Raw genomic sequence first — 24,904 nt, 5'->3', positions numbered from 1 at the left:
CTTGCTCCATGATTTGCAGTTGTGTGTTACTGCTTTCATTCTAGGAGCGGGAACTGTTGCCGCACAGGGACGAAATTAGCCTGGTCAGAAATCCACTTTCTGTCGAGTCTTTTTGGTCATCGACCGCGCCTTTTTGTTTTCGACACGGGCTCTTTGGGATGATTTCGTGGGTTTGGTGGGCCGGCGGATCTTGGGCGGCGTGGCCACCGTCAAAATCATGGCTTTGAGTTTTTCCAGGCAGCCTTTGACATTGGCTTCCTGTGCGCGGCTCTCATCGCTGGCAATGACGATGCTCCCTTCGGTGGTCAGCTTGGAGGCAAAGGTCTTGAGAAAGCGTGCCTTCACATCCCAGGGCAGCGACGGGCTATTGGTCACGTCCCAATGCAGGACAGCCTTGCTGTTGGTTTTATTGACATTCTGTCCACCAGGGCCCGAACTGCGGGCAAAGCTGATGTCGAATTCATCGTCAGGTATCGCGATCTTACTGTTCACTTGGAGCATGAATTGGCCTCCCCGGGGCGAGGCGGCAGGCCTCGGTCCTAAAACAGCAAGACTAATGCCAAAAGTCAAGGACAAGCCAAAGACACTTGCCTGCCTTCCCAAAGCATGGGACCCTGAGCGCATGCTGAAAGGAATAGGAATGGCTGAGCCTTTTTGGAAGACAAAAGAACTGGAAGACATGAGCCGCGAGGAGTGGGAATCCCTCTGCGACGGTTGTGGCCGCTGTTGTCTCTATAAACTGGAAGACGATGAAACCGGCTTGATCTCATTTACCAACGTCGCGTGCAAAATGCTCGACGCCAAAACCTGTCGGTGCAGTGACTATAAAAATAGGAAAAAGCACGTTCCTGATTGCCAGGTTTTCAATGCGAAAAAGGTTCGGAAGATTCACTGGCTCCCCTCCACCTGCGCCTATCGCCTGCTCGCCGAGGGCAAGGACCTTCCGCGCTGGCATCCGCTCGTGAGCGGCTCCTCCTCCACCGTGCATAAAGCCGGAGTTTCCGTACGCAACAAAATTGTGTCGGAAACTCACGCGAAGAATTTGGAGGATTTTGTGGTGGACTGGATCTACTGATTAACTAACTTCCTGGCAGATGAATTCGGGGCTCATGACCGTCAGATCCAGGACTCCACCCTCGTCATCGATCATTTTCGTGTAAAAGACAGCCGTACCGGGTGCGCCGTTCTCCATAGTGATCGGACAGGTGGCATGCCGGGTGACAGTATTGGGGCCAGGAATGGTGGTCTGTTGGGGGCAGGCACCGGCGGACACGGTGTCGGGAAGCTCAAAGCCTTTGGCAGCCAGTTGTTCCTGGACCACTTCAAGGCAGTAACCGTGGCCGGTATTGAAATGATAAACCGTTGACTTGGGTTGGCTTTTTTTGGAATCGCTGCCACAGGCAGACGTCAGAAGAATCGCGGCCAAGAGGCTGAAAAGAATCGAGTTTTTCATAGTGGGTCCTTCGTCGGGTTGATGTTGGGAAACATTCTTTCGCCCGAAGGAAGCCCTGAAAGTCTGATTATTGCGCGAGCCTGTTAAAAAAGCCCGGTCAGGCCGGGCTTGCATCCTATTTCGGACTTGAAGGGGCACTCAGGCCGCCCTTCTCCACGTAGTAATCGTAGTTCCCCTCGTAAACACGCAGCTCACCGTCGCGTATTTCAAAAACCCGATTGGCGATCGCTCGCAGAAAGTGCCGGTCGTGGCTCACCACAAGGACGGTGCCATCAAACTCCTGCACGGCTTTCAGAAGCACTTCCCGCGATTCAATATCCAGGTGGTTGGTCGGTTCATCGAGCACGAGGAAATTCAAGGGACTGGCCAGGATCTGAGCGAGCAGCACCCGGCTGCGTTCCCCACCGGACAGCACGCCGATCTTCTTGTGAACATCATCGCCACTGAAGAGGAAGGCACCGAGCAGGTTGCGGATAAAACCAATGGTGGCATCCGGTAGACGCGAGCTGATCTCTTCAAAGATCGTCTGATTGGGATTCAAAAGATCGAGCGCATGCTGACTGAAATAACCGATCCTCACACTGGGACCGATCGCCACGGCTCCGGCCGTGGGTTCCGTTTCCCCGACGATGGTTTTGAGCAGCGTGGATTTTCCCGCGCCGTTCACACCCGTAAGGGCGATCTTGTTCAGGCGCTGAATCACACCGGAGACACCGCGGAACACGGGCCGCTGCGTTCCATCCTCGCGCGACCAGATTTTGCTGAGATCCGTGAGACGGGCCACATCATTGCCGCTGCGGGGCGGAGTGGGAAAGGTGAACTCAATCGTTTTGCTTTCCGGTGGAGCCTCAAGACGTTCGATCTTTTCGAGTTTCTTCACCCGGGATTGCACCTGGGAGGCATGCGAGGCCCGGGCGGCGAAACGCGCGATAAAATCCTCTTCCTTGGCCAGCATTTCCTGCTGACGGCGATGCGCGGCCGCCTGCTGTTCGCGACGCTGCTCACGCTCTCTCAAATAGAATTCATAGTTGCCGGAATAAACGGTAACCTGCCGGTGCGCGATCTCCACGATGCGCCCGACCAGACGATTCATGAATTCCCGGTCGTGGCTTGTCATCATGATCGCACCCTTGTAGGACTGCAGCCATTCCTCAAGCCAGAGGATCGATTCGATATCCAGATGGTTGGTGGGCTCGTCCATCAGCAGCACATCCGGCTGCAGGGTCAGTATCCCGGCCAGCGCAATCCGCATTTTCCAGCCGCCGCTGAACTGTTCCACCGGGCGATGGTAGTCCGCAGGTCCAATGCCAAGGCCGGTAAGAACCGCCTGGGCCCGCGATTCAAGGTCATAGCCATCGCGCTGCTGAAATTCCATCTGCGCATCACCATAGCGCTCCATCAGCTGATTGAAGGCATCCGGGTCCATGTCCGAGGTCGCGCCCGAGGCGAGCTGGGCCTCCACCTCAGCGATAAACGCCCCCAATTCGGAAACCCGACCGGCGCTGGCCATGACCTGCTCCAGCGCGGACCGTCCCCGCATTTCGCCGACGTCCTGCGAAAAGTACCCGACCACACACTGAGGCGGAATGGTGATGGATCCTGCGTCGGGATGATCTTCACCCACGATCAGGCGGAAAATGGTGGTCTTGCCGGCGCCATTGGGTCCAACCAAGCCAATCCGATCACCTTCGCGGATCAAAAATGAAGCGTTTTCATACAGGACCCGCTGGCCCTGTCGTTTGGTCAAGTTTGTCAGATGTATCATGTGTCGAGGACTCGTCGTGGTGTTTACGGACCGTGAGCATATCCTGTTTGGCGAGGGAGAGCCAGAGCCTTCCTCAGGAAAATCAGGTGAAATCCCGGTCGATGATGGCCGTGAGAGCGGTTTCAAGGAATTCGATCTGGGCCACGAGTTCCTTGCCTTTGCCCCGGCTTTGCTGAGGCAGAAGGAGGCGCTGATCAAACCAGCCGGTGAGCAGTTCGAGCGACATGCGCAGACGGCCCTCGGAGAGGCTGTCCTTGCCCATACTGAAGAGCCGTCCTTCCAGGAGGTAATGTTTCAGATCCTGGCGGAATTCCCCGTCCAGGGTCCAAAGCAGAGGATTCCGGCCATAAAGATAAAGGTCCTTGCGAATGGGTTTGGCCATATCCTCGTACACCAGCTGATAGGCTTTCACGAGGCTTTGCACAGCCAGCTGCTGATGCCGGATATTGGTGAAGTTGCCGAGCGCGGTCTGGAGCCGCACAAAGAGTTCGTTGGCAAGATCCTCATAGGAAATCTGTTCGGTCTGCTCATGAGCATTGTGCAGCACCGTACGCATGTCGCGATGAAAGGATTCGGGATTTTCCTGCCGCACTTTCAGTCTTTCGATTTCATCACGAATGACGGCGGCCTGATTTTTCTTGCCGAGTTTTACAAAACAGTTTTCCGTCAACTCCAGGGCCAGGATCTCTTCATCGATCGTGGCTCCATCGTTGCGTGTTTTTTGAAGAAAGCGATAGCAGGACTGCAGAGCGGCGTGGGGATTGGCCTCGAGCAGGATATGCATGAGTCGGCTCATGGCCCCCTGGCGGATATCGGCATCCGTTTCCATGATAAGGACCAGGAAACGCTCCACGAGCACTTCATTTGATGGTCGCTTTTGGATGTGGCCCAGGAATTCCTCTATCCCCGGGTTCGTGCCCAAGGTTAACGACATGCTCTGACTCCGTCTCTATTAATCCTTCAGCTATATCGGCCGATTGGGTCAAAACATTAAGAAGCGGATTATTTTTTGGGGATTCAGGCGGGTTGGAGACACTATTACGGAGAGTAAAAAGGGCTCCCAGGAGCCCCTTTTATCCATTCAGCCTCGATAGAGGATTTGTCTTTGTTCGGCGATATCCGCTCGTTCCAGATATTCTGCATATCCCATTTCACGATCGATCACACCGCGCGGCGTCAGCTCGATGATGCGGGTGGCGATGGTCTCCACCGTTTCCCGGTCCTGGGAGATGAGGAGGATGGTGCCCTTGTAGTTTTTCAGGCCGTTGTTCAGGGCCGTGATGGACTCCAAATCCAGGTGGTTGGTGGGCTCATCCAACAGAAGAACGTTCGGCTGCATCATCATCAGACGCGACATAAGACAGCGGACCTTTTCGCCCCCGGACAGCACGCGGGTTTCCTTGAAAACCTCGGTCCCGCTGAACAGCATCTTGCCGAGAAAGCCGCGGAGGAATTCCTCTTCCGCCTCTTCCGGTTTGGTTGCGTTGCGGCGCAGCCATTCGATAAGGTTCAGGTTTTCTGCAAAATGGGCTTCGTGATCCTTCGGGAAATAACCACGCTTGGTGGTCACGCCCCAGCCGAATTCCCCGGCATCCGCGGCTTTTTCTCCGGCCAGGATTTGCAGAAGCAGCGAAGCCGGATGCGTGTCGCGGCCGACAAAGGCGATCTTTTCACCCTTTTCGACCTGAAAGCTCAGGTTTTTGAAGAGGGTTCGACCGTCCAGCGAGCCGGTGAGGTTTTTCACCTCGAGGAGCTGCTTGCCGGCTTCCCGTTCCTGTTGGAAATGGATATGCGGATAACGGCGCGACGAAGGCTTGATGTCGTCGACGTTCAATTTATCCAAAAGTTTTTTCCGCGAGGTGGCCTGCTTGGACTTCGAAGCATTCGCCGAGAAACGTTCGACAAAGGATTTGAGTTCCTTGATCTTGTCCTCGGTCTTGCGGTTCTGATCCTGCTTTTGTTTCAGGGCCAGCTGGCTGGCTTCATACCAGAAGCTGTAGTTGCCGGTATAAAGATTGATCTGGCTAAAGTCGAGGTCAGCGATATGCGTCGAGACCTTGTCGAGGAAGTGCCGATCATGGGACACCACGATCACGGTGTTCTTGAACTCGCAGAGAAATTCCTCGAGCCACATGATCGAATCGATATCGAGGTTGTTCGTAGGCTCATCGAGCAGGAGGATATCAGGATTGCCGAACAGCGCCTGGGCCAGAAGAACCCGGACCTTCATACCGGCTTCCAGCTCGCGCATCAGCTGATTATGGAAGACCGTGGGGACACCCAGGGATTCCAGCATGCCACCGGCCTGGCTTTCGGCATCGTAGCCACCGAGATCGGCAAAGCGATTCTCCAGCTCACCGGCGCGATAGCCGTCCTCTTCGGAAAAATCCGGCTTTTGATAGAGCGCGTCCTTTTCCTGCATAATATCGTAAAGCTCGCGATTGCCCATCAAAACGGTTTTGATGACCTCGACGTTTTCAAATTCAAAATGATTTTGTTTCAGAACCGCCACACGCTCACCCGGTGTGACGAGCACTTCACCGCGGTCGGGTTTGATTTCACCGGACAGGATTTTCAAGAAAGTCGACTTGCCGGCACCGTTCGCCCCGATCAGGCCATAGCAATGCCCGGGGTGGAATTTGATGCTGACATCCTGAAAGAGAAACCGTTGGCTGAAAGCCAGGGTGACTTGATTGGTGCTAATCATTTAACTAAGTCCATAAGATGAGGTTCCCGAAGGCGCCTACACTAATTCATGAACACCGTTTTGGCTAGCAGAGAATACTTAAGTCTTTCCCAGGGCTTAAGGCCGGCTTGCCAGGCTGTGAGGCACCTGAGACACAAGGCGCAGAGAGAACTGGGGCAGGCTCCGCTCCAGGGACTCCCATTGCTGACGAACGATTTCCGTCATATCGCTGTTCGCCGCGTGGCGCTGCCAGACCCCTTCACCGAAAGAGCGCCAGACTTCAGGGCTGCGCGCCTGACTCAGGCTGGACAGCCTGAGCATGAGGCTGTTCCAATCGAAGGGCAAATAATCCGTTTCCGGCTGGAGCTGCGAACCGCGCACGCCGAATTCTGTGGAAAGAATGGGCAGACGGGCCGCCAAATACTCGAAGATTTTCACATTGCTGCCCGATCCACGCTGAACCGGATTGATGGCAAAATCAGCCGCCTGAAAATACGGTAAAACCGAGGGCACAAATCCCGTGGCGATCATCCGCGCGGAACGGGACGCCGGGGCCATGGAGCCCAGAATCAGAAATTTCACAGCTGCGGCCTGCAGGGCCTCCGCATGCTTGTGCACAAAGTCCTGGAGCTGGGCCAGGGCCTCCACATTGGGGGCATAGCGACTGCCGCTGAAGACGATCACGCGGTCCTGCTCCGCAAAACCCAGCTCCTGGCGCATGGCAGCACGCGCGTCCGCGTCAGGCGCATAGAGAGCGGCATCAATTCCATTTGGGACGAGTTGAATCGGTTTGGCCTCACGATTATGCGCCTGAAAAAAGTCGTAGTCCTCGGTCGCACAGGCCAGAATCCCATCATAACGTTTGGACGCGGTGCGTTCCCATTCCAGAAGAATCGGCGCAAAAAGATGGCGATCCCGGAAACCGCCCTGTTCGAGCAGGCGATATTCAAGATTGTGACTCAAAAGCACCCAGGGTTTTTTACGCCAGGGGCCCGGCACCGGCGGCACGAAAGGCAGATCACAGATGATGCAGTCGGCCCACTGCAAACGATCGCGCAGAGTCGCTGGTATCAGTCCCGAGGCGAGAATGGGATACTGCCAAAGACGAGGCAAACCGAGGCGACGCGCCAGAGTTTGCGCAAGACCCAGGGGCAGGGCGAGATTGATTTCCTCCACCAGACCGGGTTCGATGCTTTGCTGCAGAAGTTGGGAACCACTGCCATAGTCTTCCTTGCGGCCGGCGAGGCTGTAGATGCAAACGTCGTAACCAAGGCGCGCCAGAGCTTTCGCAACGTTTCCGCTGCGCAGGTGTCCACCGGCCTGATTGGGAAACAGACGCAATCCACTGAGGATCAAGACTTTATGAATGCTCTTCAAAGGCCCCTCCAATCCACAACAACTTATACCACAACGGCTCCGCAGGGGGCGGCACCAGAAAGAGAGCAAGGGTCCTGCCAGGAGAGGGCTGGGGCCAGGCTGCGCATTTATCATGTCATTCCAATGGGTTAAAAGTTGGCGCAAGTTGAGTTCAGGTGAGGACTGTCAGATTTTTCGACAGGAGTCGACCGGGAGGGCATGCGGCGGCGGACGCGGGACCGACCGAAACGAAGGCTGCCAGGCCCGGCGCGGACGGAACAGGAAATTCCCTATCGAGCACGGCTTTTATCCTGTGCTAGGGTAAAGGCCACGTTCTTGTCGATAGGTGGAAGCATGCGTACAAAAGTCTTGATCACAGGTCAGCTGCATAACGTGGCGTTGGAAGGGTTCAAACAAATCGAGGGGCTTGATATCGTTTACAAGCCGGATGTGGTGTTTGAGGAGCTGGTGCCCGACCTGGCCAACACCCATGTGCTGGTTTCCCGCAGTGAAACCAACGTGGATCGTCGCTTGATCGACGCCTCCCCGCAGCTGAAAGTGATCGCCCGCGCTGCCGTAGGTGTCGGCAATATCGATCTTGAGTATGCCACCGAACGCGGGATTCTCGTCCTCAATACTCCGGGGAAAAACACAAATTCTGCGGCCGAGCTGACCCTGGGTCTGATGCTCGCCATGCTGCGCAAAATTCCGGAAGCGCAAAATAAAGTGAAGTCGGGCGGCTGGGATCGCCATCGCTACAGTGGCTACGAATTAAAAGGCAAGAAAGTCGGCATCGTGGGCCTCGGCAACGTGGGGCATCGCGTGGCCCGATTCTGCCGGGCTTTTGAGTGCGAAGTGTATGCCTACGATCCCTATATCTCCCCGAACGTTTTTTCCAATCACGGGACGACACCCGTCAATTCCCTTCTGGAGCTGGCTGAAACCGTCGACATCCTCAGCGTGCACGTCCCGAAAAACAAGGAAACAACCTGCATGATTGATCGCGCGGTCCTGCAGGCGCTCGGGCCGCGGGGTTATTTCGTCAACGCCGCGCGTGGTGGTGTCGTGGATGAGAAGGATCTCCTCTGGGCGCTGGACAATCACATCATCGCCGGTACGGCCATCGATACCTTTGAAAAGGAACCGGGTCCCTGGATGGATCTTGTGAAACATCCCCTTGTCTATTGCACTCCGCATATCGGCGCTTCCACCGAGGAGGCCCAGATCGCCATCGGCCAGACCATTGTGGAACAGGTCCGCAAGGCCCTGGAAGGCGGCGTCGTCGATTATCATGTGAACCTGCCGCAGGTCGGTGTGATCGATAAACCAATTCTGAAAGCCTACTCCACCCTCGCGGAAAAATTGGGATCGATCGTCGGCCAGGTGCTCGACTTCAACCCCAAAACCGTGCAGCTGCAGTATCGCGGTGATATCGCCGAGCTGGATAATTCCATCATCCGCCTGAGCTGGATGAAGGGTTTTGCCACGAAGGTGGTCGATGACTACGTGTCCTTTGTGAACGTCAACAAACACATCGAACGCCTGGGCATTGAAGTCACGGAAAGCACCGACCCGAGTTTTACCAGCTACAACTCCGCCTTGAAAATTATCGTCCGCGGCGCCCAGGGGCAGCAGATTACCGTGGGCGGTGTCGTCTTCGAGGAACGGCACATCCGCCTGACCCTTTTCAACGACTTCCACTTTGAAGTGGAGCCGAGCGGCTACCTCCTTCTGATTGAAAACCATGACCGTCCCGGTGTGATCGGTGATGTGGGTCATGACCTCGCGCGTGGCAACATCAACATCAGTTCGTTCAACCTCAGCCGGAATAAAAAAGGCGGGCGCGCGATGGCGATTGTCAATGTCGACAGCCAGATTCCCCCGGCTGAGCTGAAACAGCTCAGGGAACTGCCCAACGTCGTCAGTGCCAAGGCCCTCTTCCTATGAAACCGGAGGAAATGAAAAATCCGCTGACCCGTGAGGGCTGGCAGCGCATCGCGGAAGAGCACCGGCAGCTCCTGGAGGTGGAACGTCCGCGCATCGTCGAGAACATGGCCACGGCGGCAGCGGAAGGCGATCGCTCGGAGAATGCCGAGTACATTTACAGCCGCAAGCGCATGCGCGAGATCGACAAGCGTCTGCGTTACCTGACCGGTCTTTTGAAGGACGCCCAGATCATTGATCCGCGGAATATTCGCAGCGATCGCATCGAATTCGGGGCCACCTTTGTCATCGAGGATGAGGAAGGCCAGACCCGGGAATGGACCATCGTCGGAGTCGGGGAATCCGATGCCGATCAAGGCACCATCTCCTGGAAATCCCCACTGGCCCGGGCTGTCTGGGGAAAAAAAGTCGGCCAAGTGGTCACTGTGCACCGCCCGGTCGGCGACGCGGATTACGAGATCATTGATATTCACTATGCAGGGCGTCGGGTGGAATAAGACGCGTGTGTTGGATTTTTCGAACAGCGTCACCCGCCATAGTCTGTCATCACGACTTTAAAACCCTTGTTTTCCACGCTATCTGACCTCTTTTACGCTTGGAATTGATGGAATGAGTTTTGCTGTTCACGGTTTCGTCACCGTGAACAGCGGTCATTCCAAAAAAATACGAGTGAAGAGGGTCATATCCATGAAGCTGAAGCGTGTATTTGCTGACATTGAGTGCGAAGAGACCAATTCCTGGGGCTGCTTCTGTCCTTCCTGCAAACAGTATCAAAGCTATGAGTGCCCCGAGACCGGTGGAGCGCTCACCAGCTGTCCCGATTGTCATTCCAAATTCATTGTCACTTTCCATCAGTGACAGCTGGGGTCGAGCGGTCGGGATCATTCGTCAAGACGTCGCCCACGTTGGAAACCTTGGCCCGCTCGACCTGAGCCGTGGCAGCACTCCAGCGGCCTCTCCATTCCGGACTTGATCGAGCCTGCGGACTGCACTAGCCTGAAGACCGCACGAACCGGTCGTCCCCCCTTAAGGAGCCGCTATGTCTCATCGTTATCAATTGGAACCCGTCGTGGCTGAGTGGCCGCAGCTCAGTGGAAATATTTATTGCATTGGGCGCAACTACGCCGATCACGCCAAGGAACTGAACAACGAAATTCCCGCCGAGCCGGTGGTCTTTCTCAAGGCGCCATCCGCCCTGCGCGCTCTGGCGGAAGGCCCTTTGGCTTTTCCGGATGAAACCTTTCATCATGAGCTGGAGCTGGTGCTCCTCGTCGGGCAGCACCTCAAGGCTCAGTCCGAGGTCGGCCCGGATTCGGTCGCGGCCGTGACCCTTGGGCTGGATCTCACGCGGCGCGCGGTTCAGGATCAGCTCAAAAAGAAAAGCCTGCCGTGGACGATCGCCAAAAGTTTTGCCGGCTCCGCTGTGCTGGCTCCGTTTGTGAGCGCACGCGGTCTGGATTTAACCCGCATCGATCTGCAGCTGGAAGTGAACGGTGAGGTGAAACAGGTCGGTCACACCCGGGATATGATGTTCCCGTGCTCGACGATTCTGCATTATCTGGTGACACTACAGAATCTGTATCCAGGTGATCTCGTTTTCACGGGAACACCCGCAGGAGTCGGACCGGTGCGGCGTGGGGATCAATTGCGTGTCTTCAGCGATGCGTTGAGGCTGAACGCCAATGGCCGTCTTTAACGGCGCGCCTGACGGGTGCCGGCGGCGGGCGGCACGCGCAGCACAGCCAGCGCATTCCTCTCGTCCATAAAGATTTCGCTATGCACGATGCGTCCCTGGGAAAGAACCAGGGCCTTGTGATTGCTGCCGGGATGTCCCCAGTATTCCCAGTGGCCATCGCCGACCGGAACAGCCTGGAAACCGGCGACAAAGACTTCCGCATGCTTCGGCACCTGACCTTGAATGCGCAGACGGCGTTGCTTCCAACCGATCAGGGGTGGAGCCTCTCTTAAGGACTGCGTGCTGACCATGCAGCGATTTTTTTGGCGAACGGTGGCACAGGGCTGACGGTTGCCGACATTGAGTTTCCAACGCAGCGTGCCGTGCTGCTTCGAGACCATGGCGATCGAAAATTTCTGACCATTGGTATCCGAGAGGGTCATGCCTGATTTCAAACGCCAGAAGGGTTTGACGTCGGCCGATTCATCGATGTACCACTTGCCGTCCTCCTTGAAGGCCCAGTAGGATTTTTTCATGTGCACGCGCAGGAGCGAGGACACGGCCCGAACGGTCTCTTCAAAGGTCTTGGCATAACCGGCCACAAACGCGGTTTTTTCCGCCTCGCCGAAGGGATTTTGCCAGGTGATCTGGCTGCGAATATAACCCACCTGATCGCGCTTCGGGATATAACTGAGTTGCAATTTCCAGGGCGCGTTCTTTTCCACGCGAATGCCGAGAGCCTCCAGATCGTTGGCCAGCATCGGCAGAATGCGGTCCTCAAGGACCTCGGCCTGATGCTTTTCCAGAAGGTTGGACGGCACGCCACGGAAAGGCGTGACTTGCAGCGCAATGGCGGTTAGACCATCATCAAAATAAAGACCAAGGGAGCTGTCGTTCATATCGCTGGGCGAGGCGGCCCGATTCACGTCCACGGTGGCCTTCTGCAGAGGCTCGGGCTGTCGCCGCTCATAGTCCTGGTCCGGGGTTTCCGGATCGGTTTCATCCACCACCTGCTGGCGCTGCTGCTGGATTCTTTCCTTCCTTTTGGAAAGGGACTTGGGCGTGACCATCTCGATGCTGGCCTTCACTTCAAGATCCTGTTCTCCGTTGCGGGCTTTGGGAACCTTCAGGAGCCGCGAGCCGCGATAGGACGGTTCACCGGCCTTGTAGAGTTCCACACTGAGCTGATCACCGGGATGCAGACGCAGATAGCGGCGCCATTCCCCGAAGCTGTCCGTCACGCCCATGGACTTGTTATTGATGGAAACCCTGGCGGCGGTCACCGGATGCCCGGTTTCCTCGATGGCTCTCACCTCGACCAGCACAAAAGGAGCCTGCATATGCGGACGCCTGAGATAACCAAGGGCGGCAAATCCGGCGAGAAAGGTTAACATAAAGAGAAGACCAAGCAGCAGGGGCCGCTTTCTCTTGGAGCGTCGCGCACCAAAGCTCTGCGGTCGATAGACCCCTGGCTGAGGAAAGAGCTCATGAGCCGGGATACGACGATTATTTGATGGATGAGGCTTAGGCGGTGCTTTCGACTTCACGCAAATGCTCCGACTTCCGTCAAAGGGAGTTTCATCCTGAAAGACCTCAGGTGACTGGTTGATAAACCACTCTATTCCCAGTCTAGGGCTGCCTCGATTTGAAAAAAATGGGCAGGATTTTCCCGAGCCGCACTGGGCAAGACTTTGCCAGTTCCGATAAGCGTTCTCGCTTCCCTTGGGCGATAAGGCTATAATGAGGCTTATTGCCAAAAGGTTGAGGATCATGGGCCGACTTACTCGGGTCAGTCTCCTGCTTCTTTGGGGAGCCGGAAGCGGAATTCAGGCACAAATTGCCCAACCGGGGACCATTATGGGACCGGATGGCCGCAATCCTGCGTCTGTCGCTCCGCGCCCGTCCCACCCGACTTTGGAGGAGCAGCTGCAGCGCAAAAAATCGCGCGAAACGGCCCGTCCATTACCGCCTGCGGATGTTCCCGCCACGGCCACCGACGAACTGCTGGGACCCGAGGAAAAGGCCCATATAGAACAGATACAGGAGGAGATGAATCTCAAGGACCAGGATCCGCGTCTCCGTCTCTCTCTCGGTCTGGCCCCAACCCATGCTCAAAAAATTGCCGGCCCCGTGGATGTCTTTCACTTTGATCCCGGCGTGATCTGGCAAACCGCCTGGCGTGTGACGGATCCGAAAAAATCCTTCACATTCTGGACGGGTTTGCATGTGGCGTCCTGGTATGGAACCGCACGCTCATCCACCAGCTTTTCGCGCTTTGCTGCGCTCCATGCCGGACCCTTGCTGGCTTTTGAGTGGCGCGGGAAACCACGGCAAACCCTGGCCTTTGGCCTGGCCGGCAGCAGTCGTCAGGCGGATCCTGAATTTCCCGGTCACGAGCATAAGCTCGCCACCAAACGCTTTGGACTCGATGGCACCGGGCTTTGGCTCACGTATGGTCTTGGTTTTCGCCAGGCTTCCGGCTGGGAGTGGGAGGCCAAGGCCGGCGTGCAGAGCAGTGCCTCGTATCTCTTGTCTTATGTGAGTTGCGGAGTCAGCCTATGGACCGATTGATGATTCTCCTCCTTTGCCTTGTCAGCTGCCGAACCACCCAGGAAAAACCTGATCCCCCGCCGGAGCAACCCATGGAAGAGGCTACGCTACCGGCGCAAGAGGAACCGCCGACCCCGGTCGTGAACGAGGACCTGCCGGAACCCAGTGCGCAGGAACTGGGACGCCTTTACACCTGGCTCGCGGCTCAGGAGACCGGCTTTGAACTGGAGCGTCTTGAGGATTGCGAGGCGCAGCTCCTGGCCCGCGCGGATCGGATTCAAGGCAGGGAGGATATTCAGAAGGCTGCGGACGAACTGGAAGCCGATGTGCGTGAAGCCTTTCCCCTTTATCACTGGTGTTATTTTCATATGATGAGCCGGCTGGAGTATCAGCTCGAACAGCGAAATCTGGGGCGCTCCTATCAGGACAAGTTGCAGCAATTTCTGCGGGAATCCAAGGCTCTCTTTATTGTGGCCGAATGCCTGGACCGCACGCGGCGAACCCGTAACTACCGCAGCAATCTGCAGAAAAAATATATCGCCCTGTCCCAGGTCTGGTTTGGTCGGCACCTTTCCCCCAGGGAAGCTTCCGGCCCAATGCAATCCCCAAAACCGGCGGCGCCTTTTCAGGAACCGTGAGGCCGATGCTCTTCGGATCAGCGGGAAAAACATGCCCAGGGCGAAGGGGCTATAATCGGGGTGATAGGCGTGATTCCATCACCCCGGAGGCTTCGCCCCATGGGTTTCGCTTTCAAACTCCTCCTGGGAAGTCTGCTTCTCGGCATCAAACTTCAGGCTGCTGAACCCCCAAAATCAGCAGGCCGCGGTCCCTATGCGGTCGACGACGAAGGCGCCACGTTTCAAAAAAAGCAGCTGCAGGAAGCCGAGCGCCTGAAGGAAGCCAATCCCAAACAGGTCCGCCTCTTTCATGAGGTGCTCGATGAGCTGCTCAATGAATTCGGCTATGATGTGAAAAGCGGGCAGATTTCCGGCCTGAAAAACCTCTCCATCCGCAAAGTCTCGGTCAGCGAATCCCTGCCGCGCACCTATGAAAACTATGTGGAGCTGCTGGTCGCCGAACGCATCCGGGAAAATTCCAAGATTCGCATGATCAGCTGCCTGCCCTGCAAAACCAAAAACACCCGCATCGTGGATGACAAGCTGCTGATCAGCTCCCCCACAACCAATACGGATGATATGAACCGGGCTGCCAATCAGCTCGGCATTGAAAACTTCATGGATGTGGTGCTGGTCTATCACACCACGCATATGGTGCTGGCGCTGCAGATCTTTGAAAGCAGCAACAAGGAAATGGTCTGGACCCGCACCTACAATAGCGAAACCCTCAAGACGCGCTTTCAAAAACTCGCCATCGACTACAGCCAGATTGAAAAGGCCCGGACCAGTGACGAATACACGCCGGACTTTCGTTATCTGATTGGCTTTGGTGGCGGTTCCATCCCCAATGTTGAGCCAACGGCGCGGGAGAAAAGTGTTCTGACCCTGCACGTGCGCGGCACGGAGAGGTTTGACAATCGCCACAATGAATTTGGTCTTCTACTGACGTTGAACATGGCGGCCAGCGCCTTGCTCAGCGATTACCCATCCGAGGGTCCCGAACCAGAAACGACTGAGCCGGAGGAAAGCACCGAGCGGAAGGCCAAACCCTTCACCAACGCCCTCGGAGTCTTTGCGCTCTATGCCCATAATTTCCTCGGTACGCTCGAATCCTACAATGAAGTTCGTTACGGTGTGAATGCGGCGCTCGGCCTGCATCTGGCGTCGGGCTATATGGCTCCGACCCTGCGTACCGGGCTCGATACCTATCTGGGTCGCCGCTTCTCAGTGAATGCTTCGCTGATTCTGGTGGGACCGGCCAACATCCTTTTGGATGGCAAATTTGTGAAAATATCAGGGGGAGTCGGTGCGGATGTGGCGGTTAGCTACAACATGTAAGGGAGCCCTGCCGCTCCTGAGCCTTCTGCTGGGCAGCTGCCGGCAGACCACCGACCAGTATCAAACCCTGGTCGAAGGCACGATCTCCTACCCTTTTGCCGACGAAACAAGGCCCATCGGCCGGGATGCGAGCAGTGACCGCTTTATCATTCGCAGCGTAAAAGGCGGCGCGGAATACATCGTGGAGATTCCGCATGGCGCCGATGACTACGATATCAGCATTCCCATGACCGCCCTGCCCGTGGAAGAGGACAAGGTGAAAGTGCACAACCCCCAGATCACGGACCGCGAGCTTTTATCCACCATGCCTGGCCCCAGTCAGGATCAGGAGCGCGAGCGGTCCATGCTGGAAGAGGCGATGGGTGTGGGCGCGGCGGAAGGTCCCGAACAGGGTCCGAGTTATACGCTCGGCCTGGCCAGGATCATGGAGCTTTATAAAAAACGTGATTATGAATATGCACTGATCGAAGTGAATCAGCTGCTGACCTTTTATCCGAATGCCGCCCGGCTTTATAAAATGAAGGGCACCATTCTGATGAAAACGGGGGATTTGCAGCTGGCCGAGAGAGCCTGGCTGCGGGCGGCGGAACTGGATCCCAAGGATCGCGCCCTGCAAAAAGGCCTCGAACGCCTAAAAAAAAGGCTGGAGCTGCAACAGAAAGCCGTCCCTGGCAAGCCCCAGTCCAAAGGCAAAAAAAATCGCAAAATTCGCCCGGCGACCGAATTCTGACTCAGGTCACAGACCGAAAGCACGCGAACAATCCCGTCGAGGCCGCAGGCCTTCGCAGCGTTCCTTCACCGCTTTTCTCCCTGCATCATCCAAAACGCGGGCTGACGTCACCTGAAGGCGGAAGGTGTTGCGACCTTCCGCATACAGCTGCGCCTGCACTTCATAAAGTTTCCGGCCTGGCTCCCAGGCATTCTCACGCCCATAAAGACGAACGTTCAACGGCTCATTTTTGGTCGAAAACTTTTGCCAGTTTTGCGTGATCGCCGGCGGTGTATAAATTTCCGGCCGGTAGCCCACATCCGCCTCGGTGGAATCCACGAATTCCCAGTAATCCACGGAGAGTGGATAATAGGCAATCAAGCGCGAGTCCACGGGGATTTTCAATGTCTGGCGAACCAGAACTTCGACATCCTCGGTGCGACTGGGCAGCATGGGACAGGAATTCTGTAGATGAAAGGTCACAAGACTCGGCGTATTGTCGCCTTTCTTATCGATGCGACCACGGCCTCCTGTACAGGGAAAGCCCATCGCAGTCCAGCTGCTTCCACGCTGAAAGCCTTCCTGTCCATCGACGGTTTGACACTTTTTCAGGAAACCAATCACCACGACGGAAGCGCTGCTGATGTAATAAGGCAGCTTGATTCCCGCCGGCAACGCCTGGCAGTCGCCACCAGGATGGGGTATCGGCGCTTCACGTGCCGTCCCCGGTGTCGGCGCCGGCGTTGCTGCCGGACTGGGTCGTTGGCTTTGGGACGAAGCGGGCCCGTCCTCCAAAGGTCTCTTGGTCACACACGATAAGGCCACACAGCATAGCAGAACGAGCAACAACCTGGACATGTATCCTCCGCTTCCTTCAGGCCAATCCACTGCTGCTTCATTCTATCACCCGGTCTGGACCGAGTTGAAGCCGCAAATAGGAGGAAGGTGACAGGGAGGAGACCCCCCTGTCACTCCACAAACATCACAACTGACTGCCCTAAGACAATCCAGCTATTGTGCTTACAGAAGTTTCAGGGCCAGCTCTGGGATGGAGCTTGCCTGAGCCAAAACAGAGGACCCAGCCTGACCCAGAATGCGGTTCTGCGTAAACTGTGCCGTCACTTCAGCAAAGTCCACATCGCGGATGCGGCTTCGGCTGGTCGACATGTTTTCAATCTGTACACCCAGGTTATTGATCGTCGAAGTCAGACGGGACTGCTTCGCACCGAGAGTGGCGCGGTTTCCGGCCACAGTCTTGATCGCGTTGTCGATCGTTGTCAGCTTTTCAGCTGCCGTCTGCCGATCAAAGTCACCGTCGGCTTCCACGGGACCGATTTCCGCTTCAGCCCCCAGCCCCAGAACTTCCGTGTCGAGTTTGACTGAATCAATATCGATGTTGATCGTATCCGTGTTTTCCACCAGACCATCACCGGCACCGACGTGAATCGTGAGATTGCCGATGCCGTTATTTTTGTCCGATCCACCGAGCAGATTCAAACCATTGAATTCCGTGGTATTGGCGATCCGGTCGATTTCATCCACCAGCTGGGTGTATTCCTTGTTGGTGTAGGAACGTTCCAGGTTGCCAATCGTATCGGAAGCGGATTGAGTCGCCAGTTCGCGCATACGGATCAGAATGCTGCTGATCTCGTTCATGCTGCCTTCCGCCACCTGAATCAGGGAAATACCGTCGTTGGCATTACGCTGGGCCTGGGACATGGAACGAATCTTACCGGTCATGGTTTCAGAGATGGCAAGACCCGCCGCGTCATCCGCTGATTTGTTGATGCGTTGTCCGCTCGAGAGCTTTTCCATGTTGCTCTGCATGTCGGCAGTCGTGTTCGAAAGACGACGTTGAGCGATGAGCGAAGGAACGTTGGTCTTGATGCGCAAACCCATGATAAAAACCTCCAGAAAGTCAGTGTGAGTGATTGCCAAAATCCATAACCCTCCTATCGTCGTTCCCCAAACGCGATTGAGAGGTTTCCCAAAAACTGACTTGGTTTTTCATCACGACGTTATTGGTGTAATTTTAAAAACGCGAAAAGTCACCCGTGATATTCAGAGGCTGAAAAAGGGGTCGTGACCGGCGCTGGAGTTAAAATTTACGGCAAAGGATTTCCTCTTTTCATCAAAACCGTCTCTGATGAATTTCCAAGGAAATTTATTTGAATTGGCAAAAAGAGGGGGATTGAACTTCTATTTTAAGGCTTTAAGGAAACGGGTCAGACTGGGAATCCGATCCAGGCGTCCGAGCAGGCTGAGAATCATTTGATAGAAGGCCAGCATCCCGAGGGTCATGAGCACCGGTTCCCAAAGGATAAGGAGGCGTGTGCCCAGCCAAAGGCGTTCTGCGGGTTGCGGCAGGTAGATCAGATCCATAAAAGCGGAGCCCAGGGCCGAGAAGATGATGCCCGCTCCCACCAGATTCACCAGGGGCCTGAGATAGGGCAGCCAGCGGGAGCGCCAGGTTAGAGCCAGGATCATCATGAGTATACCCAGACCCGAGTCACGATCCAGGGGACTTAAAAAACCCCGCAACCACATGCGGATCGCCGAGCCGGTCACGGGCTGCAGCGGCAAGGGTCCGTATTTCCCAACCATGAACTGCACGATAAGCATGATGCCGAGCAGGGCAGCGCCCATGATGGTAAAGGTTTTGAGGGCATTCTGAAAACGCGGCTGACCGACCAGTGGACGAATGCCATCCGGCAGCGGACGAAAGAGTCCCCCGGACAAAGGGGCGTCGGGCGCGGGCCCCAGCGAAAGATTCAGCAGTTCACCCCAACGCTTCCAGAGCTTCACATCACGACTGACCGGTTCCGCCGGCACCACACGGCGCTCCATCTTGCGTCGGAGGATGGGCCGCCAGATCGCGAGAGCCAAAGGCGGCGCGAAACCCAGCAGGGCCGTCCCGGGATCCAAAGTCATCAGCACAGCGACCACGACATAGGACGCGAGATACACCCACCAGGATCCGGAGCGCAGCCAATGCCCAAGGCACATGGCCCAGAGGGCAAGACCCACCGCGATCAGCGCATCACCGGAAATTTGTCCATTCGCGGCGATCAGCCGGCCGCGACTCAGGAGGGCCACAGCCACAATCAAGCCCACGATCCAGGAACGTGCCATCACCCGGGTCAGGAGCACGCACGCGACGAGGCAGGCAATCAAAAGGCCCTGGTTGTAGCGCACAAAGCTGGCCTCATGCAAAACACCATTGCGACAGCTGGCGAGCACCAGTTTTTGATAAACGCGGGAATCCGCCCAGCCCGGCCTTTCCCAACTCCCTTGTGTCGGTTTTTCGGGACCAATTTGTCTGAGACTGAAGGAACGACGGCAGTGGCCACTGGCTTCACTGCGATCCAGAGCGTAACGATTCTGCGGGGCATAAGTGATGACATAGGATCGCAAATCCATCCAGACGAGCCGGAGGAGGATCATACTGAGCAGGGTAACGATGAGGGCGCTTTTGAATTCTGACGAACGCATGCAGTTATTCCCGCCGAAATCCGAAGCCCCTATCCTACCGGGGATAGCCGTTATCGTCCATCGGATCCTGGAATTTTCATGGACCTTTCCAAAGAGCCAAAGGTAACATGAAAAAACAAATTTCAATCCTGGCGGAGACTGAACGTGACCCGAGCCCTCGTTTCTCTCTTTGCGGCAATTCTGCCTCTCGTGGCCATCCTGATGGGCCAAAGTCCCCTTTTACAGTTCCAAAGCCAGTTTCAGCAGGCCCGCTTTCAGTATGAGCAGGCCTTGCAAACAACCCGTCTGCAGCTGGCGGAACTGGGGCGTGAGCTGAAAAGCAATCCCGTGCTGACCCAGGATCTGAATGTTGAGGCTTACGGTGCGGCCAGTCGCATTCTCGGTGGCTATGTCGTTCCCGGTCGCATCGATCAGCTGGCCATCCTCGATCAGGATTGCAAGTATCTCGCGCATTCCGAACAGGGACTGCTCCTCAGCACCGATTGTCCCTTGCAGGATCGCGCACTCACGCAGGGTCAATTTCAGTGGCGCATGACGGACGACCATCCGAATCTGGAATGGGTCATGCCGCTGGGTTTGCTGGGTGACCGCCGGATGTTCCTCTTGATTTCAACCGGTTTGAAACAAAGCTGGATCCTTTCGCACCACGGTTTGCGCGACCGCTTTCGCAGTCTGGAGCTGGGCATTGGAACCCCGCAGGGGGAGCGGCCCGCCTCGGTGGTTTTTGAAGCCAGCCCGGCGGATCTTTATTCCCACCATCCTTTGCTGCGTTTTTACCCAGCGGTCCTGCAGAAGGAGCCGGTGACGTTCATGCAACCGCTTTTGGTGGCGATGGCTCTCTTTCTGCTCGCATTTTATAACGTGATCCGTCAGCTGCAAAAAAGGGAAGCGCAGATCAGAAAGGATGTTGCAAGCCTCAGGCAGTGGGCCAGGGATCTCCATGTGGACACTCCCGAGGGGACTGCGGAAACAGCAGATGCCAATCCGATCACATCCATTCGTGAAAGCCTGAGCCGCATCGTGAAACGCAATTACGATCAGCTGCAGACCTGTCGTCAGCACAGCCACAGTCTTTCCCAGCAGATCGTCGGTCTGGAAGCACGCCTTCTGGATCGGCAGGTGGAGCAGGCCTGGCTGCAGAAGGCCCGTTCCCTGCATCAGCAGATGAATGGTTCCGCCCAGGCGCATCTGGAAAAACTTCAGGATATTCACAGCCTCGGCGAGGATATTTCCCATCTGGCAGCCAAACAGCTGGTCCGTCCCTCCCAAAAACTTTTTGAGCTGGGTCAACGCTGGGCGGATGAACTCCGCACGGTGGCGCCGCGCAAACTGGTTCGTTCGATGGCGGAACGGGTGGATGAACACGGGGAATCGGAGCTGGAAAAAACCGTGCGCATACTGATCGAATCCAGCCAGGATCTCAGCACTCACGCGATCAATGTCACGCTGCTTTCCCAAAAGCTCCTGCAGGATCTCAAGGACAATGTGCAGCTGGCCGAACACTGGCATCGCCTCATGGGTGGCGCGGACAAAGGCAGCAGGTCCCTGCATCGGCTCATCATCGACAGTCAGTCCCTGATCGCGATGCAGGAAAAGGAACTGCAGCTGCATTATGAGAATCTGGCGGAAGACCATGAACTGCATCATCTGCAGATCCCGCAGAGCACGCTGCACTCGGTTCTTTATCATTGTCAGATGGCTCTGATCGAACTGGCCCGTGAGCGGGGCTGGGCCGCACCGACTCTGCATTACCAGTGCAAGAAACGTGACGACAAGATGATTCTGGTGCTCTCGCTGCGCGGACCGACGGATGATGACAGCCTGATCCAGCAGCTGCCACGCGCCGGGGAACAGCACCAGCACCTGGCCATGCAGCTTCTGCAAGGCTATGGCATGAAAATAACCCGGCTGCCCCCTCTGCAGGGCATCCAGGCGATGGCCTTGATCTGGGATGAAAAACCGCTGGTGAAGGCGGCGTCCTCAGGGACGGACCGGACTGCGCACCAGATTTAAAAATTCCTGGCGTGTTTCATTCTTTTGAAAGACGCCCTGCATGGAGCTCGTGGTGGTGAAACTCTCGCGTTTCTCCACGCCACGCATCATCATGCAGAAGTGAAAGGCTTCGATCACCACACCCACGCCCTGAGGCTGCAGAACGGTCTGGATGGACTCCGCAATCTGATGAGTCATGCGCTCCTGGACCTGCAGACGGCGCGCATAGGCTTCCACCACCCGCGGGATCTTGGACAGACCGACCACTTTATTGCTGGGAATATAGCCGACATGAACCTTGCCGTAAAAAGGCAGGAGGTGATGTTCGCATAGGCTATAGAATTCGATATTCCGCACGATCACCATATCCTGGAAATCGACATCGAACAGGGCCTGCTGCAGAATCTTCGGCACATCCTTTTCATAACCACTGGTCAGGAATTGAAAACTGCGCAGAAACCGATGTGGAGTTTTCTGCAGTCCGTCGCGATCCGGATCCTCACCCAGGTCTCTCAGAAGGGCTCGCAGGCCTTCCTGGTGTTTGGCTTCATTAAAATTTCGTGTCATATCTATCCCACTTTACCAATGTCAGACAGCACATCATCGAGTTGTACTTCATCCTCGTCCTCCGTGCCAACATCAATCAGTGGCATGGTCGTGGTGAAGCGTTCCTCCAACCCGTCCAGGATTTCGTGCTGGTCGTCGACCGCCTGCGAACGTGGCTGAGGACTTTGCGTCGCTGTCTTGAGCACCTTGATATTGTGCGACGCATCCGCAAATTCCGGATCAGACTCCGCGGACTTTTCAAAGCACTTGAGACCCTTGTCCAGCTTGCCGGATTTCACATAGCCGATGCCCATGTTGTAAAGAATGCGCGACACGAGCTTGGGTTTTTTGGCAAGGAGCTGCAGGGCTTTCTGATAGAGTTCAAACCCGGCATCATATCGCTTCTGCCGAATGGCAAGAATGGCCGCTGTATTGAAGACCGCACTGAGTTCCCGGGGGCTGGCGAATTCATTGAGCAGACTCAGGGCTTCATTCACCTCGCCCATCAGCATCTTGCTCGTGCTCTTGCCGACCTTGGCTTCCTTGGAACCCGGCGCAAAATCCAGAACCTCCTCAAAGGCGGCTTCCGCTTCCTCGGGTTTGTCGATCTTGAGAAAGATGTTGCCGAGTTCAATCAGCCGTTCGACATTGTAAGGGCTGATGAGCTGGGCGCCCTTCAGCGAAGCGATCGCTCCGTTGTGATCACCATTTTTCATGCGGCAGCGCGCGTAAAGATGCTTGATGCGCGCATAGCACTCTTCGGTATTGATAAAGCGTTTCAGAAGAGTTTCGGCGCGGCCCCAATCATTCTGAAGGATATAGCATTCGGCCAATTCCACCGCCACGCGCTGATTTTCCGGCTGCTTTTCGTGGAGGCGCTCCAGCATTTCCGTCGCCTGCGGCACATGATTCGATTGCAGCGCGGACTCCACGGCCAACAGCATCTTGCGCACCGGGGAAACATGCTGGAAATCCTTGACCAGACCTTTGATCTGGCTGCGGATGGTGTCCATGTTCACCTCGCCGATGGCCACGTATTGAATAAAAAATTCCCGGGCCATGGAGATGATCTTGTCATCCTCGTGGGCCGCGATCAGGAAGACCGGGTGCGATTCCAGACGGCTCTTTTTCCGGTTGTTGATCAGGATCTGGCTGACCTTCTCGGGAGCATACTCCCAATCGAGCACCAGCATGGAGTAGTCGCTCTCTTCGAGCTTTTCGGTGAATTCCTTGTCATCGGTTGCGGAGACAATGGCGCCGGGTTTGATCCCTTGAGATTTGAAAGCCTGCCGAACAGCATCGCGAATATCGCCACGTTTGGTCAGTATAATCGCGTTGACTTCTTCGTTGTTTTCCACGGGATTCTCCTTGCCGCTTTCGCCCACACTCAAAGTATAAGTATACCGGAATTGTAGAAAGCAGCAAAACGCCAGCTGCTTAGACAAATTCTCCGGGCATGACCCGGGCCTTGGTCAGAATTTCCTCCAGCTCCGCTGCGGGATCGCTGTGAATCACCAGACCGCTGCCGGCCGCAAACTCCCAATGGTCCTGATGCACAGCCGTCCGAATGAGGATCGAGGAATCCAGACAGCCGGTCCAGGCATCTTTATATACAATATTACCCATAAAGAGCTGGCGTGGGCGAGCTTCTTTTTCGCGAATCGCAAGCATGACTTCGCGTTTTGGAGCCCCCGTGATGGAACCGCCGGGACATAAGGCCTGCAACAGCGCCTCCATGGAAAGATCAGGACAGAGACGACCTTGAATGCGGGCGATGCGATGATGCACGTTGGCAAAGCTATGCAAGGAACCTGAATCCAGAACCTTGACGCTCGCCGGCTGGCAGACGCGAAAAAGATCATTGCGCAGAAGATCGACGATCATGTTCAATTCCGCGGCATCCTTGGTGCTGGCCATCAGCTCCTCCTGCTGACGCCGATCCTCGTCGGGATCGGCAACGACAGGCCGCGTTCCCTTGATGGGTTCCGTTTCAATCACGACACCGGCTGCATCATGGGTGAGGCGAAAAAAACGCTCCGGGCTGAACGACACCAGCTGCAAGCCGGGAACATCGATATAGGCGGAAAAAGGTCCGCCCATGTGGGAAAGTTGCGCGAGCCACTGGTGGCGTGAGATCGGTTCCGCGGTCGACCAGTAACGCAAAAGATTGAGCTGGTAGTAACGGCCGCGACGGATATCCTCCAGAACATCACGGACCGCAGCCAAATACATGGCATCGGTCCAGGTACTTTCCCAATGGGGCAGCTGGTTAAGGCTTGAGCAGGACGCGGCGGCTTGTGAGGTCCAATCCAGTTGATGCTGGCAGCGAGCCCAATCCTCCTCCTGATGGATGACGGCGCGACGCGCGATGTGATCGATCAAAAGACTGCGCTTGATCCGAAACACCCGGGAGGCCGGACGGTTTCCGGCTGGGGCTTCGTCATAAGCAACGACGGCCAGATGGCCCGTTGTCCAGCGATCTCCCCTGCGGCGGGGAGGGGCCCCCGGTTTTTCGTTTAAAAATTCCGACCAGCTCCCTTCATCCCAGCTTAACGCCACCATGGATTGGCGTGAGCGCCGCCCGCCCAGAACCAAAAGGTTTGGCTCCGGAGCCAGCCGATCGATGGCTGACCAGATATCATCAAACCAGAGACGATCAAGATCGAGATCCAGGCTTTGCAAGGCCATGCGTGAATCCTCCGCCACCGTTTCAAGCGAGGGAACTTTGCCCAAGTGAAGGCCGGAAGTCGAGCAGGAACTCCGTGCACGACACAGACGTCA

The 24,904-nt window shown here is 56.1% G+C and carries 23 protein-coding genes; 9 read left to right on the top strand and 14 right to left on the bottom strand.

What is annotated here, in order from left to right:
* Positions 1–84: 84 nt before the first annotated feature.
* Positions 85–501, bottom strand: a complete 417-nt coding sequence (gene arfB, locus OLTU_RS09690) for an alternative ribosome rescue aminoacyl-tRNA hydrolase ArfB (RefSeq protein WP_141732561.1) — start codon at positions 499–501, stop codon at positions 85–87.
* Positions 502–640: 139 nt separating this feature from the next.
* On the opposite strand from arfB, the gene OLTU_RS09685 reads away from it, so the two are divergent.
* Positions 641–1,075: a YcgN family cysteine cluster protein gene (locus OLTU_RS09685; RefSeq protein ID WP_141732560.1), complete on the top strand. Its 435-nt coding sequence runs from the start codon at positions 641–643 to the stop codon at positions 1,073–1,075.
* Here OLTU_RS09685 and OLTU_RS09680 read toward each other — a convergent pair whose 3' ends face one another.
* The 5 genes from OLTU_RS09680 to OLTU_RS09660 all read right to left on the bottom strand — a co-directional run bounded on the left by OLTU_RS09680 (position 1,076) and on the right by OLTU_RS09660 (position 7,281).
* Complete coding sequence (locus OLTU_RS09680; RefSeq protein ID WP_141732559.1) at positions 1,076–1,453, bottom strand: hypothetical protein; 378 nt, start codon at positions 1,451–1,453, stop codon at positions 1,076–1,078.
* A 115-nt stretch (positions 1,454–1,568) separates the two neighbouring features.
* Complete coding sequence (locus OLTU_RS09675) at positions 1,569–3,218, bottom strand: ABC-F family ATP-binding cassette domain-containing protein (RefSeq protein ID WP_141732558.1); 1,650 nt, start codon at positions 3,216–3,218, stop codon at positions 1,569–1,571.
* Between the two features lie 82 nt (positions 3,219–3,300).
* Positions 3,301–4,152: a hypothetical protein gene (locus OLTU_RS09670; protein WP_141732557.1), complete on the bottom strand. Its 852-nt coding sequence runs from the start codon at positions 4,150–4,152 to the stop codon at positions 3,301–3,303.
* 147 nt (positions 4,153–4,299) lie between these two features.
* Positions 4,300–5,925 carry an ABC-F family ATP-binding cassette domain-containing protein gene (locus OLTU_RS09665; protein WP_141732556.1) on the bottom strand — a complete coding sequence of 542 codons (1,626 nt, stop codon included), beginning with the start codon at positions 5,923–5,925 and terminating at the stop codon, positions 4,300–4,302.
* Positions 5,926–6,021: 96 nt separating this feature from the next.
* Positions 6,022–7,281, bottom strand: a complete 1,260-nt coding sequence (locus tag OLTU_RS09660; RefSeq protein WP_176736479.1) for a glycosyltransferase — start codon at positions 7,279–7,281, stop codon at positions 6,022–6,024.
* A 333-nt stretch (positions 7,282–7,614) separates the two neighbouring features.
* Between OLTU_RS09660 and serA the strand changes: the two genes are divergently transcribed.
* On the top strand, positions 7,615–9,207 hold the full coding sequence (serA, locus tag OLTU_RS09655; RefSeq protein WP_176736478.1) for a phosphoglycerate dehydrogenase: 1,593 nt from the start codon (positions 7,615–7,617) through the stop codon (positions 9,205–9,207).
* The gene (locus tag OLTU_RS09650) at positions 9,204–9,701 is read left to right on the top strand and encodes a GreA/GreB family elongation factor (protein WP_218109950.1); all 498 of its coding nucleotides are present in this window, start codon (positions 9,204–9,206) and stop codon (positions 9,699–9,701) included. Before serA ends, OLTU_RS09650 begins: the two co-directional genes overlap by 4 nt.
* Before the next feature lie 49 nt (positions 9,702–9,750).
* On the opposite strand, the gene OLTU_RS32290 is transcribed toward OLTU_RS09650, so the two are convergent.
* The gene (locus tag OLTU_RS32290) at positions 9,751–10,056 is read right to left on the bottom strand and encodes a hypothetical protein (protein ID WP_218109949.1); all 306 of its coding nucleotides are present in this window, start codon (positions 10,054–10,056) and stop codon (positions 9,751–9,753) included.
* Between the two features lie 187 nt (positions 10,057–10,243).
* Here OLTU_RS32290 and OLTU_RS09645 point away from each other — a divergent pair, with 187 nt between their 5' ends.
* Positions 10,244–10,900: a fumarylacetoacetate hydrolase family protein gene (locus OLTU_RS09645; protein WP_141732552.1), complete on the top strand. Its 657-nt coding sequence runs from the start codon at positions 10,244–10,246 to the stop codon at positions 10,898–10,900.
* Here OLTU_RS09645 and OLTU_RS09640 read toward each other — a convergent pair.
* Positions 10,897–12,273, bottom strand: coding sequence for a hypothetical protein (locus OLTU_RS09640; protein WP_218109948.1), 1,377 nt, complete (start codon positions 12,271–12,273; stop codon positions 10,897–10,899). The two genes, OLTU_RS09645 and OLTU_RS09640, sit on opposite strands and share 4 nt — an antisense overlap.
* 376 nt (positions 12,274–12,649) lie before the next feature.
* Here OLTU_RS09640 and OLTU_RS09635 point away from each other — a divergent pair, with 376 nt between their 5' ends.
* From OLTU_RS09635 to OLTU_RS09620, 4 genes are all read left to right on the top strand, one after another.
* A complete protein-coding gene (locus OLTU_RS09635) occupies positions 12,650–13,450 on the top strand; it encodes a hypothetical protein (RefSeq protein ID WP_141732550.1) in 801 nt (266 codons plus the stop codon).
* On the top strand, positions 13,438–14,067 hold the full coding sequence (locus tag OLTU_RS09630) for a hypothetical protein (RefSeq protein ID WP_141732549.1): 630 nt from the start codon (positions 13,438–13,440) through the stop codon (positions 14,065–14,067). The genes OLTU_RS09635 and OLTU_RS09630 overlap by 13 nt, the downstream gene beginning before the upstream one ends.
* A 99-nt stretch (positions 14,068–14,166) precedes the next feature.
* Positions 14,167–15,384, top strand: coding sequence for a hypothetical protein (locus OLTU_RS09625; protein WP_141732548.1), 1,218 nt, complete (start codon positions 14,167–14,169; stop codon positions 15,382–15,384).
* Positions 15,359–16,114 (top strand): tetratricopeptide repeat protein, encoded by a 756-nt coding sequence (locus tag OLTU_RS09620; protein WP_141732547.1) that lies wholly within the window; start codon positions 15,359–15,361, stop codon positions 16,112–16,114. Before OLTU_RS09625 ends, OLTU_RS09620 begins: the two co-directional genes overlap by 26 nt.
* A 6-nt stretch (positions 16,115–16,120) precedes the next feature.
* Here OLTU_RS09620 and OLTU_RS09615 read toward each other — a convergent pair whose 3' ends face one another.
* The 3 genes from OLTU_RS09615 to OLTU_RS09605 form a co-directional block, all read right to left on the bottom strand.
* Positions 16,121–16,951, bottom strand: a complete 831-nt coding sequence (locus tag OLTU_RS09615; RefSeq protein WP_141732546.1) for a hypothetical protein — start codon at positions 16,949–16,951, stop codon at positions 16,121–16,123.
* Positions 16,952–17,113: 162 nt separating this feature from the next.
* Positions 17,114–17,992, bottom strand: a complete 879-nt coding sequence (locus OLTU_RS09610) for a flagellin N-terminal helical domain-containing protein (RefSeq protein ID WP_141732545.1) — start codon at positions 17,990–17,992, stop codon at positions 17,114–17,116.
* 300 nt (positions 17,993–18,292) lie between these two features.
* Positions 18,293–19,585 (bottom strand): hypothetical protein, encoded by a 1,293-nt coding sequence (locus OLTU_RS09605; RefSeq protein WP_141732544.1) that lies wholly within the window; start codon positions 19,583–19,585, stop codon positions 18,293–18,295.
* Positions 19,586–19,729: 144 nt separating this feature from the next.
* Here OLTU_RS09605 and OLTU_RS09600 point away from each other — a divergent pair, with 144 nt between their 5' ends.
* Positions 19,730–21,598 carry a hypothetical protein gene (locus OLTU_RS09600; protein WP_141732543.1) on the top strand — a complete coding sequence of 623 codons (1,869 nt, stop codon included), beginning with the start codon at positions 19,730–19,732 and terminating at the stop codon, positions 21,596–21,598.
* Here OLTU_RS09600 and folE read toward each other — a convergent pair.
* From folE to OLTU_RS09585, 3 genes are all read right to left on the bottom strand, one after another.
* Complete coding sequence (folE, locus tag OLTU_RS09595; protein WP_141732542.1) at positions 21,566–22,144, bottom strand: GTP cyclohydrolase I FolE; 579 nt, start codon at positions 22,142–22,144, stop codon at positions 21,566–21,568. The two genes, OLTU_RS09600 and folE, sit on opposite strands and share 33 nt — an antisense overlap.
* A gap of 2 nt (positions 22,145–22,146) precedes the next feature.
* Entirely contained in the window at positions 22,147–23,481 is a 1,335-nt protein-coding gene (locus OLTU_RS09590) for a tetratricopeptide repeat protein (RefSeq protein ID WP_141732541.1), read from the bottom strand.
* A gap of 79 nt (positions 23,482–23,560) precedes the next feature.
* Positions 23,561–24,811, bottom strand: coding sequence for a chorismate-binding protein (locus tag OLTU_RS09585; RefSeq protein WP_141732540.1), 1,251 nt, complete (start codon positions 24,809–24,811; stop codon positions 23,561–23,563).
* Positions 24,812–24,904: the final 93 nt, after the last annotated feature.

The organism is Oligoflexus tunisiensis, from assembly GCF_001748245.1.
GTDB lineage: Bacteria > Bdellovibrionota_B > Oligoflexia > Oligoflexales > Oligoflexaceae > Oligoflexus > Oligoflexus tunisiensis.
The sequence above is the reverse complement of the archived record's forward strand: the minus strand, read 5'-3'. Positions and strand labels throughout refer to the sequence as shown.